Source organism: Dyadobacter sp. BE31 (assembly GCF_031457695.1).
In the GTDB taxonomy this organism is placed as follows: domain Bacteria; phylum Bacteroidota; class Bacteroidia; order Cytophagales; family Spirosomataceae; genus Dyadobacter.
In genome coordinates, this window is the sequence record NZ_JAVDXA010000001.1 from 1,753,040 (window position 1) to 1,772,916 (window position 19,877).

At 50.3% G+C, this 19,877-nt stretch carries 15 protein-coding genes; 8 read left to right on the plus strand and 7 right to left on the minus strand.

From position 1 onward, the window contains the following. Positions 1-66: 66 nt before the first annotated feature. The 4 genes from rseP to J2Y43_RS07365 all read left to right on the plus strand — a co-directional run bounded on the left by rseP (position 67) and on the right by J2Y43_RS07365 (position 6,248). Entirely contained in the window at positions 67-1,383 is a 1,317-nt protein-coding gene (gene rseP, locus J2Y43_RS07350) for an RIP metalloprotease RseP (protein ID WP_309981844.1), read from the plus strand. Further along, the gene (locus tag J2Y43_RS07355) at positions 1,365-1,997 is read left to right on the plus strand and encodes a DUF6702 family protein (RefSeq protein ID WP_309980584.1); all 633 of its coding nucleotides are present in this window, start codon (positions 1,365-1,367) and stop codon (positions 1,995-1,997) included. The genes rseP and J2Y43_RS07355 overlap by 19 nt, the downstream gene beginning before the upstream one ends. Positions 1,998-2,132: 135 nt before the next feature. Next, entirely contained in the window at positions 2,133-4,649 is a 2,517-nt protein-coding gene (lon, locus tag J2Y43_RS07360) for an endopeptidase La (protein ID WP_309980583.1), read from the plus strand. A gap of 108 nt (positions 4,650-4,757) precedes the next feature. Further along, positions 4,758-6,248: a tagaturonate reductase gene (locus J2Y43_RS07365; protein ID WP_309980582.1), complete on the plus strand. Its 1,491-nt coding sequence runs from the start codon at positions 4,758-4,760 to the stop codon at positions 6,246-6,248. Here J2Y43_RS07365 and J2Y43_RS07370 read toward each other — a convergent pair. Continuing rightward, a complete protein-coding gene (locus tag J2Y43_RS07370; protein WP_309980581.1) occupies positions 6,226-6,945 on the minus strand; it encodes a DUF3784 domain-containing protein in 720 nt (239 codons plus the stop codon). The two genes, J2Y43_RS07365 and J2Y43_RS07370, sit on opposite strands and share 23 nt — an antisense overlap. A 39-nt stretch (positions 6,946-6,984) precedes the next feature. Here J2Y43_RS07370 and J2Y43_RS07375 point away from each other — a divergent pair, with 39 nt between their 5' ends. Beyond that, a complete protein-coding gene (locus J2Y43_RS07375) occupies positions 6,985-7,629 on the plus strand; it encodes a Uma2 family endonuclease (protein WP_309980580.1) in 645 nt (214 codons plus the stop codon). Here J2Y43_RS07375 and J2Y43_RS07380 read toward each other — a convergent pair whose 3' ends face one another. The 5 genes from J2Y43_RS07380 to J2Y43_RS07400 form a co-directional block, all read right to left on the minus strand. After that, positions 7,630-8,295 (minus strand): bifunctional 4-hydroxy-2-oxoglutarate aldolase/2-dehydro-3-deoxy-phosphogluconate aldolase, encoded by a 666-nt coding sequence (locus J2Y43_RS07380; RefSeq protein ID WP_106594105.1) that lies wholly within the window; start codon positions 8,293-8,295, stop codon positions 7,630-7,632. Positions 8,296-8,312: 17 nt separating this feature from the next. Continuing rightward, positions 8,313-9,308, minus strand: a complete 996-nt coding sequence (locus J2Y43_RS07385) for a sugar kinase (protein WP_106594104.1) — start codon at positions 9,306-9,308, stop codon at positions 8,313-8,315. 153 nt (positions 9,309-9,461) lie between these two features. Beyond that, positions 9,462-10,889 (minus strand): glucuronate isomerase, encoded by a 1,428-nt coding sequence (gene uxaC / locus J2Y43_RS07390; RefSeq protein WP_309980579.1) that lies wholly within the window; start codon positions 10,887-10,889, stop codon positions 9,462-9,464. A gap of 17 nt (positions 10,890-10,906) precedes the next feature. Further along, a complete protein-coding gene (gene uxuA, locus J2Y43_RS07395; RefSeq protein WP_309980578.1) occupies positions 10,907-12,094 on the minus strand; it encodes a mannonate dehydratase in 1,188 nt (395 codons plus the stop codon). Positions 12,095-12,240: 146 nt separating this feature from the next. Then, positions 12,241-12,852: an RNA polymerase sigma-70 factor gene (locus J2Y43_RS07400; RefSeq protein WP_309980577.1), complete on the minus strand. Its 612-nt coding sequence runs from the start codon at positions 12,850-12,852 to the stop codon at positions 12,241-12,243. A gap of 281 nt (positions 12,853-13,133) precedes the next feature. On the opposite strand from J2Y43_RS07400, the gene J2Y43_RS07405 reads away from it, so the two are divergent. Beyond that, entirely contained in the window at positions 13,134-14,156 is a 1,023-nt protein-coding gene (locus J2Y43_RS07405; protein ID WP_090156108.1) for a LacI family DNA-binding transcriptional regulator, read from the plus strand. A gap of 53 nt (positions 14,157-14,209) precedes the next feature. Here J2Y43_RS07405 and J2Y43_RS07410 read toward each other — a convergent pair whose 3' ends face one another. After that, complete coding sequence (locus J2Y43_RS07410; RefSeq protein WP_223401564.1) at positions 14,210-15,490, minus strand: DUF349 domain-containing protein; 1,281 nt, start codon at positions 15,488-15,490, stop codon at positions 14,210-14,212. Between the two features lie 72 nt (positions 15,491-15,562). Here J2Y43_RS07410 and ettA point away from each other — a divergent pair, with 72 nt between their 5' ends. Both ettA and J2Y43_RS07420 read left to right on the plus strand, forming a co-directional pair. Continuing rightward, the gene (gene ettA / locus J2Y43_RS07415) at positions 15,563-17,230 is read left to right on the plus strand and encodes an energy-dependent translational throttle protein EttA (protein ID WP_223401562.1); all 1,668 of its coding nucleotides are present in this window, start codon (positions 15,563-15,565) and stop codon (positions 17,228-17,230) included. A gap of 366 nt (positions 17,231-17,596) precedes the next feature. Next, complete coding sequence (locus J2Y43_RS07420) at positions 17,597-19,864, plus strand: T9SS type A sorting domain-containing protein (RefSeq protein WP_309980576.1); 2,268 nt, start codon at positions 17,597-17,599, stop codon at positions 19,862-19,864. Positions 19,865-19,877: the final 13 nt, after the last annotated feature.

Sequence of the window (19,877 nt, forward strand, 5' to 3'; positions counted from 1 at the left end):
CGAACTTTTTTTGATTAACAATTAACCCGTAACGATTACAAAACCTGAATGGAATTACAGAAAGCATTGGAAATATTGATCATGGCAGGGCAGCTTATCCTGGGCCTGTCGATCCTGGTGGGGTTGCATGAGTGGGGGCATATGGCCGCCGCAAAATTGTTCGGAATGAGGGTTGAAAAATACTTTATAGGCTTTCCTCCTAAAATTTTCAGTTTTCAGAAAGGCGAAACAGAATATGGCATAGGCGCTATCCCGCTGGGCGGGTTTGTAAAGATTTCCGGGATGATCGACGAGTCGATGGACACTGAGACGATGAGTCAGGAGCCGCAACCGTGGGAATTCCGGTCGAAACCAGCCTGGCAGCGGCTGATCGTGATGCTTGGCGGGATTATCGTGAACGTGGTCGTGGGTATCATCATCTTCATCGCAATCGCCTATCACGACGGCAGGCAGTTTCTTTCGATCGACGAAGTCAATAAATATGGTATCGTGGCAGGTGAGCTCGCACAGGAGATCGGCCTGAAAACGGGCGACAAAATCGTTCGCGTAAATGGTAAGTCTTTTAAGGATTTCAGTGATGTGATCGGTCCCGAGGTTTTCCTGGGAAGCAACAGCTCTTACACCGTAAACCGCAACGGCCAGGAAGTACAGATCGAAATTCCCAACAATTTCATTGAAAAACTATCCGACCCGGACGAGAAACGTAATTTCATTCGTGCGATGGAACCGTTCAAAATCGCTGAACTGATTCCGGGAATGCCTGCCGAAAAAGCGGGTGTAGAAGTAGGCGACCGGATTACCTCGATCAACGGTACGCCTATCCGTTTCTTCCACGAATTGCAGGCGGAACTGGAAAAACTGAAAGGAAAAGAAGCCATCCTGGTGGTGCAACGCGGTGGCGCACAAAAATCATTGAAAGCGGCCATTACCGAAGACGGAACGCTCGGTTTCTATCCCGAGAGCCTCCTCAACTCCACGGTAGTTCAGTACTCTTTCGGTGAAGCGGTGTCGATTGGCACAGAGAATGCCTTTGGGGTGGTGTATAACAATATCAAAGGTTTCGGTAAAATATTCCGCGGTGAAGTTTCCGCTTCCAAAGCGCTTAGCGGCCCTATCGGCATCGCGCGTATGTTTGGTGGCGTTTGGGACTGGGGCCGTTTCTGGCAGCTGACCGGCTTGCTATCAATGGTACTCGCATTCATGAATGCACTGCCTATTCCTGCATTGGACGGTGGCCACGCGGTGATCCTTTCCTATGAAATCATCTCAGGCCGCAAGCCTTCCGACAGATTCCTTGAAAACGCTCAGAAAGTAGGCATGGTACTCCTGTTGGGCCTGATGGCATTCGCCATTTTCAACGACGTATGGAAAGCTGTATTCTAAAAGGGAGAAAGGGGAGAATGGAGGAAGGGGAAGAAAGGAAAGTAGTTGTCAGGAGGTCAGGAAGGTCATTCCGTTTTCCTGACTTTCTGACTTTTTCCTTTTCCCTTTCCTCCTTCCTCCCTTTCCTCCCATTATTCCCTTTCCTCCTTTCCTCCCTACTCCTCCTGACGTCCTTCAAACCGAAGCACGACTACCACGTTTCGGTGACGCAAATGCAATACAATGCCTCGTCGCGATCGTTCGAAGTAAGTATCCGGATATTTACGGATGATCTTGAAAAAGCATTGTCGCAAAGCCACTCCAAACAACGTTTTGTGATCAAGGACAATGATCAAAATGATCGCTTCGTTGAAGAATACATTCGCAAATCGTTTGTCTTGACAGATAGTCAGAAAAAAAATACCCCTATCAAATATGTCGGGAAGGAACAGGAAGCGGATGCAACTTGGGTGTACCTCGAAATCCCTTTTCAGGGCGCTTTGAACGGCTGTAAACTTTTGAATGTTACGCTCATGGAAGTTTTTGACGATCAGGTTAATATGACGAACGTTAAATTCCAGTCCGAAAAAAAGACGTTTTTATTTAAAAAAGGACAGACTTCTCACCTGCTGTAATTAGTTTGTGACCGCTCATAAAAATGCATGACATAATGTGTAGTGGCACGGCTATTTTGTTTTATAATGCCTTTCTTTTGAAAGTCATTATTTATATATTGGGAAAAGATTATCTGTCAATTTGACAGAATGCCTATGAAATTTGAACCTTCTGATCTATATAGCCGGCTGCTGATGTCCGACTCGGACATGGATAGCCTTGAAATCGTTCCTCTTGGTGGCCCCGATGGCTCTGACGAGCCTTTTGAACTTCCCAATGAATTAGCGATACTTCCGATCAGGCAAACGGTGCTCTTCCCGGGAATGGTCATTCCTGTGACAGTAGTGCGCCAGAAAGCCATCAGGCTTGTTAAAAAGATATACCGCAACTCCGATATCAATCAGCGTATTCTCGGTGCCGTCACCCAGGCCATTCCGAACAAGGAAGACCCTACTGCCGAGGACCTTTACAACATTGGTACCGTCGCGCAAATCCTGAAAATGATCACTCTGCCGGATGGTAACGTGACGATCATCGTACAGGGCCGCCAGCGTTTCGAAATCAAAGCCATTATAAACGAAGAACCTTATCTGACTGCCGAAGTGCGTCCGATTGAAGACTCGTTTGTGGGACCTACCAAAAAAGAGGCGAAAGCAATGCTGCAATCGCTTCGTGACGGCGCGCACAAGATCATGCGCCTGAACCCGGAGATTCCGCAGGAAGCGCGCATTGCATTGGATAACATCGAAAGCCCGATCTTCCTGATCCATTTTCTGTCATCGAACATCAATGTAGAGATAGCCGACAAGCAAAAATTGCTCGAAGAGCGCAACGGCCACAAGCAAGCAACGCTTTTGCTGCAATACATGATGCGCGAAATCGAAATGCTGGAACTGAAACGGGAAATCCAGACGAAAGCGAGCTCGGATATCGACCAGCAGCAGCGCGACTATTTCCTTCGCCAGCAGATCAAGGTTTTGCATGATGAACTGGGAATGGATAGCCCCGAGCGCGACCTCGACGAAATCCGCCTGAAGGCCAGCCAGAAAAAATGGTCGGAGCCCGTGAAAGCGCATTTCGAGAAAGAGCTGAGCAAATTGCAGCGCGTTAACCCGATGGCCCCGGAATACCCGGTAACGATGAATTACCTGGAAACACTCGTGGATTTGCCGTGGGGACAATATACCAAAGACAATTTCGACCTGGTAAGGGCCCAAAAAGTGCTCGACGCCGACCATTTCGGTCTCGAAAAAGTAAAGGAACGCATTATCGAATACCTGGCAGTACTGAAACTGAAAGGTAACCTGAAAGCGCCGATCCTTTGCCTTTACGGCCCTCCGGGTGTCGGTAAAACCTCGCTCGGCAAGTCCATCGCGAAGGCATTGAACCGGGAATACATCCGTATGGCGCTCGGCGGCGTGCATGACGAGGCCGAAATCCGCGGCCACCGTAAGACTTACATTGGCGCAATGCCGGGTAAGATCATCCAGAACATTAAAAAGGCAGGTTCTGCCAACCCGGTATTCATCCTCGACGAAATCGACAAGGTGAGCTCCGACTACCGCGGCGATCCTTCTTCCGCATTGTTGGAAGTACTCGACCCAGAGCAGAACTCCTCATTTACCGATAATTACCTCGAAGTAGAATACGATCTTTCGAAGGTTCTTTTCGTAGCCACCGCCAACTCGCTGGACACCATTCACCCCGCATTGCGCGACCGGATGGAGATCATCGAAATGACGGGCTACACGATCGAAGAGAAATTGCAGATCGCCAAACGCTATCTCGTTCCGAAGCAGCGCAAAGATCACGGCCTGAAATCGACCGACGTGAAAGTCGACGACGCGGCGTTGCTGAAAGTGATCGAGGGCTACACCCGCGAGTCGGGCGTGCGTAACCTCGAACAGAAAGTGGGTACGGTGGTACGGAAGATCGCGAAATCGGTGGCCATGGAGCAGGATTATCCCAAGACCGTGAAAGCCGAACAGATCGAGAAATACCTTGGTGCGGAGATTTTTGACAAGGATTTGTACCAGGACAACGACTTCGCAGGCGTTGTGACCGGTCTCGCTTGGACTTCGGTAGGTGGCGAAATCCTCTTCATCGAAACGAGCCTGAGCCGCGGAAAAGGCGGGCTGACACTGTCCGGCCAGCTGGGCGATGTCATGAAAGAATCGGCCGTGGCGGCATTATCCTATCTCAAAGCGAATGCAGAGCGGCTGGGTATCGACTACCGCATTTTCAACCATTACGACCTCCACGTACACGTGCCTGCGGGCGCTGTGCCTAAGGATGGGCCTAGTGCAGGCGTAACGATGGCCACTTCCATGGCTTCGATATTTACACAGCGCCGTGTGAAACCGTATATTGCGATGACCGGCGAGATTACCTTGCGCGGAAAGGTGCTTCCGGTAGGAGGCGTGAAGGAAAAGATCCTTGCTGCGCGCCGTGCGGGAGTGAAAGAAATTATCCTTTGTGTTAAAAACCGCAAAGACGTGGAAGAAGTACCAGCCAACTATATCAAAGACCTCACCTTCCATTATGTGGACCAGGTTGATGAAGTGCTTGGTATTGCACTCCTTCCCGAAAAAGTGAATAATCCGATGAACTTCGTTTTTCCCGATGAAAAGAAAGAAAGAGAAGAAAGCGGATTTGTTACTATGACGGTTTAGGCCAGGCTTAAAAATATGCGAAAGAGGTACCGAAAAGGTGCCTCTTTTTGTTTAGGGGTTATGCTTTCCAAACGGCGTCATATTGTCAAACCTTTTATCTACTAAAAAATGTCGTTACCGCAGCTTTCTCCCCAACTGCTCGACCAGCAGCCCGAACTTCTCGCCGATCATCGGAAACTTCTTGCATTGCCGGAAAAAATCATCCAGTTCGGCACAGGTGTGCTGTTGCGCGGCCTGCCCGACTATTTTGTAAACAAGGCCAATGCGCAGGGTATTTTCAATGGCCGGATCGTGGTGGTGAAATCGACCAGCACCGGGGGAACCGATGCATTTGCGGAGCAGCAGAATATTTTTTCGCACAGCATTCGTGGAATCGAAAACGGCCACCAAATCGACGAAACGGTTATCAACAGCAGCATTAGCCGCACCCTGGCCGCCGGCAGCGACTGGGCCGATATCCTCGAATGTGCGCATAGCTCAGAGCTTAATATTGTGATTTCAAATACGACAGAGGTGGGTATCCAGCTGGTCGACGACGATATTTTCGCCAACCCGCCGGTGTCCTTCCCGGGTAAGCTTACGGCCTATTTGTTGGAGCGCTACAAAGCATTTAACGGTGCTCCGGAATCGGGGATGGTGATTGTACCTACCGAGTTGATTGTCGGTAACGGCCCTAAACTGAAAGCCATCGTATTGGAACAGGCCCAACGGCATGATCTGGACAGGGCGTTTATCTACTGGCTTGAAAACTATAACCACTTTTGCAGTTCGCTGGTAGACCGCATCGTTCCCGGGAAACCCGACGCCGAAACAGTGGCTGCACTCTCCGAAAAACATGGCTTCCGCGATGATTTGCTGATCGTTTCCGAGGTGTACCGCCTCTGGGCCATCGAGGGTGACCAGCATGTACGCAACGTGCTGAGCTTTGCCCAGGCCGACAAAGGTGTGGTGATCGAACCGGATATTGACTTGTTCCGTGAATTGAAACTGAGATTACTGAATGGCACCCATACGCTGGCCTCGGGCCTTGCTTACCTGCACGGCCTGGACACAGTTCGCGAAGCGATGGAAAATGCCGAAACAGCGCAATTTATCGCGGATGTGATGCTGAAAGAACTCGCGCCAGCAATCCCGTACGCTGTCGATCCCGCACAGGCACAGGAGTTCGGCAACCAGGTACTCGATCGCTTCCGCAATCCATTCATCCGCCACCAGCTGATAGACATTACCGTGCAATACACGGCCAAGATGAAAATGCGCAATATCCCGACGCTTCTGAACCACTACCAGAAATCGGATGAAGTGCCTGCACTATTTGCCAAAGGCTTTGCCGCATTCCTGCGATTTATGAAGCCGGTAATGCACAAAGACAACGCTTACTATGGCGAACGCGACGGCCAGCCGTACTCCATCCGCTGTGACGCTGCGGCTTATTTTGATGAGAAATGGAAGAATGCAGCATCGCCGGTCGATCTGGCTCAGCAGGTTTTGAGCGATGTATCACTTTGGGATACCGACCTTACATTGCTACCGGGGTTTGCCGATGCCGTGAAAGGTTACATGACCGAGCCGGTATTCACGGGGACTTCCACGCTTTGAGCTGATTGTAAAGTTCATTAGCCGAGATGGCATCGGAACTGAAATAAATCTCATCCGTCACTGTTTTGATCAGCAGGTACGGGTGAGATTTTTTATTGATATACAATCTGACAATACGGCCGTCGTCTGTCTTGAAAGCACCTTTGGCAAACTCTCCGCCTGCGAAGCCGTTCGCCTTGCTCGAAATGTCGGGCAGACTATCGGTAACAACGAATTCGGTCACATCATCCCGTGCAATTTTAATCCCGGAAAGGCCTTTGATTTCCAATGCACGTGAAGTCAGGAAGATTTCGCTGTTTCTCATGCCCGTAAACATCAAATAACCTACACCTACTACCACTACGAGGATAATGGCCATGACAATGTAGGTCCCCACCCGCTGACCGCTCGTGCCCGTATAATAGCGGTTGCCCACGGCGATCATGTACACATACGCCAGCAGCGGGTACGTAACCATGAACACCGTAGCCCAGTTGGGATTAAAGGCATTGAGGATCAACACTCCTGCCAGCTCACTAATGCCGAGGAATATGTGAAAGCGATTGAAAAATTTTACGTAGGAAACAATGTCCATTTTCGCGCGATCCGCTTCGGACATCGTATTGTACCCAGATAACAGGTATTTAGCATTACCCGGCGTAACGATAAACCCGAGCGAAAGCAGAACCAGCGAAATGATGATGGCAACGGTAAGCATAACTTTGTCACGGCTAATTGCCTTATAAGTTACAAAATTATGCAGGAGAAAGTCAATTGGCTTTCATTTTGGCAAATGCTTATATTTGATAAAAAGCACATTATGATTCTTCCCTTGAACATACCCGCGCATCCGCACTTCACCGATGACGAGTTGGTCGCATTCTGCGTGGCCAATCCCAACTTAATGGTCGAAAGGGATGAACACGGTCAACTACACATCACTATGACACCTACCTTTCTCCTTGGCAGTTCTAACAACAGCGAATTAATCGGCGAACTAATCATTTGGAACCGCAAGAAAAAGGGAGGAAGGGTAATTGAATCAAATGGAGGTTTTTTTCTTCAAGACAGGTCCATGCGAGTACCAGACGTTGCCTGGATACAAATAGACCGCTGGAATGCGCTGACAGACGATGAAAAGAATTCGTTTCCATACATGGCTCCGGATTTTGTGATTGAATTACAATCCAAAACAGATAGCCTCCGTTACCTGGAACGAAAAATGGTGAAGTGGCTTGAAAACGGCGTGAGGCTTGCCTGGCTAGTATGTCTGAAAAGCCAGACGACCTACGTTTACGAACCGGGCAAGCCTCCGCTTGCAGTACATTTTGAAGAAACGCTTTCAGGCGGTGAAGTGCTAGTGGGCCTCTCCACGCGCCTGAGCGATATTTTGGAGTATTAATCAGCTGTTCGCGCGGAACTCTTTCACGAGCGCGATGCTTTCTGCTACTTTTTGTTCGATCCACGGGTAGTTTCCTTGCGCTACTACATCTTTCGGGAAGAGGTTTGAGCCCAAACCGACGGCATAGGCACCTGCGCCGAACCATTCGTTAATGCTTTCCTTGGTAGGCTGTACGCCACCTGTAACCATGATTTTCACCTTCGGCATAGGCCCGCGGATCGCGCGTACGAATGCGGAACCAACTACTTCGCCCGGGAAAAGCTTTACTACTTCCGCACCGGCTTGCTGCGCGTTGTAGATTTCAGTCAATGTAGAAATCCCCGGAATCCAGGGGATGCCAGCTTTTAAACAAGCCTCGCCTACTGCCGGATTGAGGCAAGGCGTTACGATGAAATCGGTGCCGGCATCGATGAATTTTTGTGCGGTTTCCGCATCATAAATCGTACCGATTCCCATTGACAGGCCGGGCAGGCTTTCCTTTACATAAGCCAGAAGCTCCGTAAACACATTAAAGGCATTGTCGCCGCGATTGGTGAATTCGAATGCCCGCGCTCCTCCGCGGTACGCCGCATTGATCACCTCTTTGGCAATTTCAATATCTGCATGATAGAACAGCGGCAGTACGCCGACTTCGTTCAAAAGTATCAGTGTTGTTTCTTTATCCATGATTGTTGGCCAGGTTACTAGCGTTTGATTCTTCCTGAGGTCTCTCCCTGACGGATAGCTTCCACTTCGGCGATCGTCGAGATCAATGCATCGCCTTCAATGGTATGTTTTAATGCCGAAGCAGCTACCCCGAATTCCAGCGCTTTTTGCTGGTCGTCGAAGGTAATGAGGCCGTGGATAAGGCCGGCAATGAATGCGTCCCCGCCGCCTACTCGGTCAATAATCGGGTTGATTTCGATGTCTTCCGTTTCGAGCAGCTCTTTGCCATTCCATAAAAACGCCCGCAACAGGTTGTGCGACGCGCTGATTGACGTTCTTTTGGTATCCACCACCGTTTTCACCTGCGGGAAAGCCTTCTGTAAATTGACGCAGGATTCGACAAAATCGTTTCCGTCTATGTCAAAAATCTCCTTGATATTGATGCTGTTGGCGATTACAACATCCGTTCCAGCAGTCAGCTCAGGCAGGATATCGGAAGGCTTTTTGCCGTATTTCCACAAATTGGCACGGTAAAAAATGTCCCCGGAAACGGTAATATTACGTTTGCGGGCAGCCTTAATACCGTCGAGCAATGCGTCCGCAGCTTCTTGCGACAATGCCGGGGTAATACCTGCCCAGTGAAACCATTTCGCGTCTTTCAGGATATTGTCCCAATCCAGTTCTTTCGGGTCGATCGTTGCGAGGGATGAATTGGCGCGGTCGTACACGATCTGGCTACCGCGCATAGCAGCGCCGGTTTCGAGGAAGTAAACGGCCATTCTCGGTCCCCCGAAAAGAATATGTGACGTATCAACGCCATGGAAATGCAGGTACTGAGCCGCCGCACGTCCGATGGGCGAGTCAGGGAAACGGGTAACATGCGCCGTGCTGTGTCCCCAATATGCCAATGCAGTCGAAACGTTCGCTTCGCCACCAGCATATGTTACATTCAATTGACGGGCTTGTTCAAAACGGGAAAAACCAGGAGTGGAAAGCCGCATAAGGACTTCCCCGAAGGATACTATCTGAGCCATATTTTAAACTATTGCCCGTTTGCGAAAGAATGAAGCTCCCTGACGGGCCATTGAAAAATGATTACGCGCCAAAATTAAGTATTAACATTAAAATAGCCCACAACAAATGTCTGGGCTATTCCTTTTATTAGCGTATTTAAATTCGGATTTCAATCAAAAGCCAAAATATTTGTTGGCGTTGTTGTAAGAAATACCCTGTACCATCTTACCCAGCCATTGAATATCGTTCGGCAGCTCGCCATTCTCAACGTCCTGACCAATGAGGTTACAAAGAATCCGGCGGAAATACTCATGCCGCGGGTACGAAAGGAAGCTGCGTGAATCCGTCAGCATTCCCACGAAACGGCTCAGCAAGCCCATATTCGACAATGCATTCATCTGCCGCTCCATACCGTCTTTTTGATCCAGGAACCACCAGCCTGAGCCGAACTGCATTTTGCCGGCAACGGTACCGTCATTATAGTTACCCGTCATGGTCGCCAGCACTTCATTGTCGGCAGGATTCAGGTTATACAAAATCGTTTTCGCTAGCTGGTCCGTCGAATCGAGTTTGTTCAAAAACTTCGAAAGCGCCTGCGCCTGGCTGTAATCGCCGATAGAATCCCAACCGGTATCCGGGCCGAGTTCGCGAAGCATACGTTCGTTGTTATTGCGTAATGCACCGAGGTGGAATTGTTGCGTCCAGCCTTTGGCATGGTCCATTTTAGCCATTTCATACAACAGCACCGATTTGAACGCCAGCGCCTGGTTTGCCGATGGCTTCTCGCCTTTCAATGCAGCCGCAAATGCTTCACGCGCCGCTGCTTCATCAAATTCAGCGTAAATATGTTCCAAACCATGATCCGACAAGCGGCCGCCCATCGAAGCGAAGAAATCGTGGCGGTTTTGCAATGCGGCCAGCAATGCATCATAAGAAGTAATCTCGCCAGTGCCTGCCGCTTGTGCCAGTTTAGTCAAATACTGTTTGAAATCCTCCGGTGATTCGATCAGGAGCATCGCCTTGTCCGGCCGGAATGTCGGCAGCACGCGAATATCGAAACCGCTTTCGCTGATCGCGCTGTGGTAGTTCAATGAGTCCGTTGGATCATCCGTCGTGCAGATAACCTTCACATTCATGCGGTTCAGCAGACTTTTCACCGAATAATCGGGCTGGCGCAGCTTGGCCGAGCATTCATCGTAGATCTCGCGCGCCGTATGTTTATTTAAAACAATATCAATATCAAAGTAGCGCAGCAATTCGAGGTGCGTCCAGTGATAGAGCGGATTACGCATCGTGTACGGTACCGTGGCCGCCCATTGTTCAAACTTCTCCCAATCGCTCGCGTCACCCGTGCAATACCGCTCGTTGATACCATTCGCACGCATTGCACGCCATTTGTAATGGTCGCCGTAAAGCCAGATTTGCGTCAGGTTCTCAAACTGCTTGTCTTCGGCGATCTGATCGGGCGGAAGGTGGCAGTGGTAATCGATGATCGGCATTTCCTTTGCATAATCATGGTAAAGGATACGCGCGGTTTCCGAACGGAGGAGGAAATCTTCGGAAATGAAGGTCTTTTGTACAGCGGTGCTAATCGTTTCCATTCTCTTTCTTGTTACAATCACAAACTTCTTTCAATCCCGTATTCGAGGCCGCGCAGCTCCGCAAGCCCGCGCAGGCGCCCGATGGCCGTGTAACCCGGGTTGGTCCGCTTCGCAGCCGACAGGTCGTCGAGCATACGGTGGCCATGATCAGGACGGAAAGGCATTCTCAAATCGGTTCTACCTTCATTTTCCCGCCTTTTCTGCTCCAACACCAACGCTCTCATCACGCCATACATATCCACGTCGCCATCGAGGTGATCGGCCTCGTAGAAGCTGCCGTCGTGCTCCCGCTTGGTGGCGCGCAGGTGGATGAAGTGGATCCTCTTGCCGAGCCTGTCGACCATTCCGGCCAGATCGTTATCCGGCCTTACACCGTATGATCCCGTACAGAAACAAATGCCGTTGGCTTGCTTGTCATATGCTTTGAGAAGCATTTCGGCATCATTTTCGGTACTTACCACGCGTGGTAATCCGAGAATCGGATAAGGGGGATCGTCGGGGTGGATCGCCAATTGAACACCCGCTTCTTCTGCTACCGGCCCGATGGCCTGGATGAACTGGTACAAATGCGTACGCAGCTCAAAATCGCCGATATGCTCGTAAGTTTTCAGAACCTTCCTGAATTCTTCCACGGTAAAGCTCTCTTCCGAACCCGGCAGACCGGCTATAATGTTACGGACGAGTTTTTGTTTATCTTCCTCTGACGCCGAGTCCAGCCAAATTTTGGCAGCGCGCTGTTGGTCGTCGGTGTACAAGTCTCCGGCCTCCGGTCTTTCTAACAGATAAAGATCGAATGCGGCGAACTGCGTTGCATCGAAACGCAAGCCCGTGGAGCCATCCTTCATCGGCGCGTCCAGGTCGGTGCGCGTCCAGTCGAGAATGGGCATGAAATTGTAGCAGACGGTGTCGATACCGCATTGCCCCAGGTTACGGAGCGACTGCTGGTAATTCAGAATATGTTTTTCAAAATCCCCGGACCGCGTCTTGATCGACTCGTGCACAGGCACGCTTTCCACGACCGACCACGTAAGGCCAGCGTCTTCGATCAACTGCTTACGCGCCTGAATTTCTGATACCTCCCAAACTTCTCCGTTGGGAATGTGATGTAATGCGGTTACGATTCCGGTTGCCCCGGCCTGACGGATATCCTGCAACGAAACAGGGTCGTTAGGCCCAAACCAACGCCAGGTTTGTTCTAATGCCATTTTAAATGTACTTCGGCTGTCGGCTTTCGGCCGTCGGCCATTTTTTTACTTCGGCCGTCGGCAATCAGCCATCGGCTTTTTTGGTTTACACATTTATTAACAAGAATTAAAAGGCCGACAGCCGATTGCCGACTGCCGAAGTCCCCTTAAGCCACCAGCCTATGCTCCGGCACCCTCTCGCGCAGTACCTTCAATGCCCGGCTCATTTGGGTTTCTACCGTTTTCACCGAGATTTCCAGACGCTCCGCAATGTCGCGGTAGCGAAGGCCTTCTTCGCGGCTGAGGCGGAAAATGAGCTGGCACTGGCGCGGCAGTGCCTGGATACAATCTTCTATATGCGAGTAAAACTCGTTGTACGACAGCTCCTCTGCGGGCGAGAAATGGTCGGCGTGGTTCATATTCCACTGCACCGATTCCAGCGAATCCCGCTCATTCTGCCGGTGGATACGCAGTTTCAAGTAATCCAGTGCCTGGTTGCGCACAGCCCTGTAAATGTAAGCCTGAAACGAAGTATGCACTTCAATCTGCTCACGATTTTTCCAAAGTTTCACAAATACATCGGATACCACTTCTTCCGCGATCTCCCGCGTCACCACCACGCGCATGGCGTAGTTACAAAGCGACCGGTAATGGCGCGTGAACAACTCGCGGAAAGCATTATAATCACCGTTAGTCACCACTCTGCCAAACAGGGTTTCCAGTATACTTTTCTGAGAACAGGCTGATGGTAATGCACTGGCAAATGAGTTTGTCTCCATGTTAGCTGAGCTAGGTTAATTATAGAAAATTTCCTGGAATTGTAGTGGTATTTAGCCCCTTGTCTTCGTCGATGATTTACCTAGTTTAAATACTGATTCGCTGATACACAAAAATAAATCTTGAAAAAAAGCAATAAATTTACGCAACCGTTCCCGGAACCGTTCCCATTCCCGCAATTTTTCCCGGAACTTTGTGCGGACGCCAGCGACTTTGCGCAACATTGACCGTCGGGGTATTTCCGACGTTTTTTAGTAAGATTGTACTATTTCAATACAGCCCTATGAAAAAGGTTTCTATCACCATCAAAGAGATTGCAAGACAACTCGGCATTTCCAAATCGACCGTGTCGCGGGCGCTGCGCGACAGCAGTGAGATCAGTGAAGAAACCAAGCAAAAGGTGATCGACCTGGCCGAGCAGCTCAACTATTACCCCAATCCGATCGCGATCAGCCTGCTCAAAAACCGCACGCAGACAATCGGCGTGATCGTGCCGGACATTGCCAACCGATTCTACTCCTCGGCGATCGGCGGTGTGGAAGATATTGCGTACAGCCGCGGCTACCACACGATGATTTACCAAAGTCATGAATTGCTCGAAAGGGAGCGCTCTGCAACACGCCACATTGCGTCGCGCCGGGTGGATGGCCTGGTGGTTGCCATTTCAAGTCAATCGGAGAACATCGACCATTTCGCATCTTTGCAGGAACAGGGCATTCCCGTAGTGTTTTTTGATCGCGTGAGCGACGCTATGCACACACATAAGGTGCGTGTGGACGACTACAAAGGCGCATTCGATGCCACGGAGCATTTGATTAAAAGGGGTTGCAGGCGCATTGCACACATTGCCGGCCCGAAACCAGTGTCCATTACGCGCTTTCGCCTGGAAGGGTATAAGGATGCATTGCGGAAATACGGGATCGATTTCCAGGAAGAATGGGTGCTCCACAGCGAGATCACCCAGGCCGGCGGTACCGAGCGCACCTACCAGCTTATGGCACTCCGCGAGCGCCCCGATGCGATTTTCGGCGCCAGCGACCGCATTACGATGGGCATCCATTGGGCATTACGGCAGCTCGGCTACAAGATGCCCGACGATGTGGCGGTAGTAGGTTTTTGCGACATCGCCATGTCCTCGCTCCTCGATCCGCCGGTAAGCTCGGTCACGCAGCCGTCGTTCGAAATGGGGCAGCAGGCGACCTCACTGCTTTTGGACCTCATTGAAAGCAAAAATACCCCGGCCGAATTTGAGACCAGGGTATTGCAATCCAATTTGGTGATTAATAAGTCGTCAATGCGACACTAGCCGGTAAGACATTAGCCAGTGAGCGTCACCCGCTGAAGGTCAGCCCGTGAGCGTCACCCGGTAATAGCTTTCAATTTTCTTTCAAACTCAATGAGGATACGCTCTTTCATCTGAACCTTGCGTTTCTGGATATTGATGCGGCCTACTGCCTGCTTGTCCTGTTCAGGATCGCCGGTAGCGGTGCGGTCAAATTCCAGCTGCGCGAATTCCAGGTCGCTTTTCTCACGTTTGGTAAGCCATTCGAGCTCGCGGTATTTGGTACGGAGCTGCTCTTCGGGACTTTTCAGGTCGAAGGCCGGGTATTTGCGGCTGATCACGCGCGCCAGGTAGCTGAGTTCAAATATCTTGTCGCACACCATCCGGAATCTTTCGGCGAGCTCCTTATCCGCAAGTTTGAACGGAATTTTGATCTCCTTCCATTTGCTAAGCAGGACTTTGGCTTCCTGTGACGCCTCGATAATATCGGGCGATTTCAGCAATGTTTCGGCCTGGGCAAGCAGCTTTTGTTGTTCAACAATACGTGGGTCGACGCGAACTTTCGGCTCGATGCCTTTGGCCGCATTATATTTATCGTAGAACAGTTTAAGGAAGTGGCGATAAGCCTTATTGACTTTGAAAAAGCGCTTCGGCGGAACCTCTCCAATATTATTCCACGCATTACGAACATCTCTCGCTTTGGCGTAAGCTTCGTCGAGATCTTTGGCGTAGCTAAGCGTTTTAGTGATTTTGATCAGCTTTTCGTATTCTTCTATACGATGCTGGTTCAATTTGTTCTGCTCGTCGAAGTAATCGCGACGGCGTTGGAAGAAATCATCCAGGATTTGCTGGAATGTAGTCTCGATTTCCTCCTGATATTCCTTGTCGACCGGCCCGGTACGGATCCATTTGGCTTTGATCTCCTGAATCTGGTCCGTTGCAGTAGCGTAATCGGTAACAGCGGCGGCAACTTTCACGTCTTCGATCAGTGCGCGTTTGATTTCCAGGTTTTTGAGCTGGTTAACCTCGATCAGGCTTTTGAGATATTCTTCTTTTTCTTCGAGCCTTCTGAGCAAAGGCACAAAATCGCCCAATGCATCAAAACTTTTCAACTTGCGCTGTAACTGGATCAGTTTGGTAAGATAGGAGCCCTTATTAAGTGCTTCATCAATTTCGCGTTCCAGCTGCTCTACTTTGTTCAGGACAATGTTAAAACGATTCTTGAAATAGTCAATCGCTTCCTGCTCAGTCCTTTTTACTTCTCCAATTTGCCGGTCGGGGAAATCCAGATACCCCTTTAAAAATACTTTGCTGTCCTTAACGTAGCCGTATTCATCATTCAATGTGGCATTTTCCATTCTTTCAATTTTTTTTATCTGCTAAGTGTAGGGATATATAACGATATTTGTTACGCACAAATTAAACAAAAAATGAGTAACGAAACCATTATTTTCTCAATGTCGGGGGTTAACAAAATCATTCCTCCCAACAGACATATTATCAAAAACATTTATTTATCCTTTTTCTACGGTGCCAAAATTGGCGTCCTCGGTCTGAACGGCTCCGGTAAATCGACACTCCTCCGCGTCATCGCCGGCATCGACAAAGACATTCAGGGTGAGGTAGTTTTCTCTCCGGGCTACTCTGTCGGCATGCTCGAACAGGAACCGAAACTCGATCCGAACAAGACCGTTCGCGAAGTTGTAGAAGAAGGTGTACAAGAAATCGTAAATCTATTGAAAGAATTCGACGAGATCAATGAGGCGTTCGGTGCAGAAGACGCAGATTTCGACAAATTGCTGGAAAGACAAGGCGAAGTGCAGGAAAAACTCGACGCATCCGACGCATGGAATCTTGACAACCGCCTCGAAATCGCGATGGATGCCCTCCGTTGCCCACCATCGGATGCATTGATATCGACACTTTCGGGTGGAGAAAAGCGCCGGGTTGCGTTGTGCCGCCTCCTGTTGCGCCAGCCGGATGTACTTTTATTGGATGAACCTACCAACCACCTCGACGCAGAGTCGGTACTGTGGCTCGAAGAGCATTTGAGACAATATAAAGGAACGGTTATCGCCGTAACCCACGACCGCTACTTCCTCGACAACGTAGCAGGCTGGATCCTCGAACTCGACCGCGGCGAAGGTATTCCGTGGAAAGGCAACTACACTTCCTGGCTGGAACAAAAGCAGGAACGTTTGAAAAAAGAAGAAAAAACCGAATCGAAACGCCAGAAAACATTGCAGCGCGAGCTGGAATGGGTGCGTTTGGCACCGAAAGCACGCCAGGCCAAATCCAAGGCAAGGCTGGGTGCTTACGAGAGATTGCTCAGCGAGGAAGGCAAAGAGAAGGAAGAAAAATTGGAGATCTTCATTCCTTCGGGGCCAAGGCTTGGGAATAAGGTTATCGAAGCGCATAATGTATCGATGGGCTTCGGCGACAGACTGCTTTACGAAAACCTCAGCTTCGCATTGCCACCAAATGGTATTGTGGGTATTATCGGGCCAAACGGCGCGGGTAAAACCACCTTGTTCAAACTCATTACCGGCCAGCTGAAACCACTCACGGGCCATTTCGAAGTAGGTGAGACCGTGCAACTCGCCTATGTAGACCAGGAACATGACAACCTCGACCCGAATAAGACGGTATACCAGAGCGTATCCGACGGTAACGACTGGATCATGCTCGGGGGCAAGCAATCGAACGCCCGTGCATACGTGAGCCGATTCAACTTCGGTGGCGGCGACCAGGAGAAGAAAGTAGGAACGCTTTCAGGCGGTGAGCGTAACCGCGTACACCTTGCCATGACATTGAAAGAGGGCGGTAACCTGCTCCTGCTCGATGAACCTACCAACGACCTGGACGTGAACACACTCCGTGCATTGGAAGAAGGTCTCGAAAACTTCGCGGGCTGTGCGGTAATCATTTCCCACGACCGCTGGTTCCTCGACCGCGTCGCCACCCACATTCTGGCCTTCGAAGGCGACTCTCAGGTTTACTGGTTTGAAGGGAACTTCTCCGAATACGAAGAAAACCGCCGCAAAAGACTGGGTACCGACGCTACACCGACCCGTATCAAATACAAGAAGCTGGCATAGTAACAAGCCGGATTTACCATTTAATAAGTGCTTGCCTACACGGGCGAGCACTTTTTTTGTGACCGCTTGTAGAATTTATTTACTATTTCTCTTGAAATCTAGTTTTAATATTCTACCTTTCTATCCTATTCATACCATCCTTTATCAAGTTGTCAATTCAAATTATATTGAACTGTTCGCCTATAAGGCTTAAAAACTAAGATTCCTCTTCTATTTCCATCCTGACACTCAACAGGGTTTTACAAACGACCGCTCCAATCTGGCAGCCGCATGTAACTCCATAAACTTCTATATCACTTATAGAGAAAATTAAATCTGTCTCAACGATTCCTAAAAAGCTATAACCGCCCACCGAACTAAAATTTTATGCGCTTCATACGTCTGACGTCGCCGCCCAATTACTCACGTTTATTAACCATCGCACTTTTTCTGGCCCTGTTCTCCGGCCGGCCAACCGCGCTTCTGGCGCAAAGAGAGCTGATCCTCAACACCACAGGCTATGGATTCGACCGAACGGCACCCAACGGTATCAATACCGAGCAATGGCAGTATATCCTGAAATTTGCGAACCTCAAATACAACGGAAAGGACGCGAGCCCGACGGCTGTCAGACTGCATATACAATGGGAACATTATGAGCCGACGCTCGGAAATTACCAGCGCGCAAAGATGGCCCAGGCCGTCAAAGCCATTTTGGACATCAACCCAAACATGAAGGTCGCCCTTCACTTCTCCTATTTGCGGCCCGGGTACTGGAACGACAACTTTCTTTCGACCGTCGATGTGGCGCAACTCTCCAACGGCTCGCTTATGCGCGAGGCCATTTCCCACACGGTACCGTCTGTATTCTCCGAATATGCCACCGGGCGTTTCCTGGCATTTGTCGACGACGCGCTCGCACAGGTACAGGGCTACTCGTCGAGGATTTTGTACGTCGCGATGGGCAACAACGGATCCGAAGAGTTTTATATGCCCAACAAAGTCGTCAACTCGGTCAACTACGCCGGGATGTTCGAAGCTAAGGCATTGCAGGCCTGGCGTACCAAGTTCCTGCCGATGCGATTTCCGGGCCAGACCAACGCTACCTGGGGCCGGACCTCCTATCCTATCGCCACGGCACCCCAGCCAACCGACGGAAATTACAATTCCGAGATGGGCCGCGACCTGCACCGCTTTGCAGGATGGGGTTTGTTGAAGCTTTTCAAGGGTTTTTACGAAACCGTCAAAAACCGTAATTCTTCGATTAAAGTACTACACTTCATTTCCGACTTCGGCTCGGTGCAGGGCAACAACTGGCATTTGCACAGCAGCACGCTCCTGCTCGCATTGGAGCTTTCGGATGGCATTTACCATACCGACGGCAGTCATCAATGGGATTTATGGAGAAAAATAATGGGGATCGACGTCATCAAAGGCACTTATCCCAATAAAATAGCAGGCCTGGAATTCGACCCGACCGACCTCGGCCAACCCGGCGGAGGCTCGGGGATCAATGGCGGCATTCCGTACGAGTGGTTTCCCCGTGCCTATAAACATGGCGCGGACTACGTGCATATTGCCATGCATTTTAATGATATTGAAATGGCGCAGCTCGCGCCCACGCTCGCATTGTGCCGCGAGCAATACCTCACGCCCTCCTACCAGCCGCCGGCGCGGGCGGAAGCCGTGACGGTCAATATTTATCCGAATGTATTCACCGGAAACTTCCTCTTCGAGACCTGGAACCAGATCGGCGGACAGGACTTCGGGCAAACGGACCTTAAACCGAAATCCATCAGGATGACGGATACGGGCTATTGGGAAAATGTATGGGAAGGCGGTAATTACCTGCCGTGTTCCTACTCCGTCAATGTGAGCAACTCGCCCAGCAAGCCCGTAGTAGGCAGTCAGATTACACTCAGCGTCAATTGCCAGGGCCCCGAATGCAATACTGCCAACTACGTTTGGAGCGGCGAAGGAGCGAATAACCGGACCGGCAGCTCCATTACCATCAACGCTCCTAACTCACCTGGCGACTACAATTATTCCGCGAAATCGAACCGTAGCGGCTGTGTTGCCAAATCGGCAGCCAAAATCGTTCCGGTCACGCGTGCATTGCCAGTGAAGCTGATCAACTTCACTGCGGTGAAGGAAGGCCAGCAGGCGCAACTTGCCTGGTCGACGTCCGAAGAAGTGAACAGCGAGAAATTTGATGTAGAGCGGAGCACCGATGGCAGGAAATGGGCGCGCATCGGGTCATTACCTGCCGGAGGAGACGTGTTGAATGCCGTCACACGCTACAATTTTACCGACATTAGCCCGGTAGCCGGCGAAAATCTGTACCGCCTGAAAATGGTCGACCGCGACCAGACTTTCTCGTACAGTAAGATCGTCAGCCTGAACTTCAAAACATCCTCAATCGCAAGTACCTATCCCAACCCGGCCAGCGAAAGGGTCACAATCGCGGCAGATGACTGGGAGGAAGTCAAATCAGTCAGGATCATCAATGTCGCAGGCCAGGTAGTTTATAGTTCGGACAAGCCACGCCGTGAGATCGACATACGGAACCTTGCTTCGGGTTCCTACATAATCGGCCTTGTGCACGACAACGGCACGCAGGAAAATATCAAGTTCGTGAAGGAGGCCGGGAAATAGCATACGGCCGGGA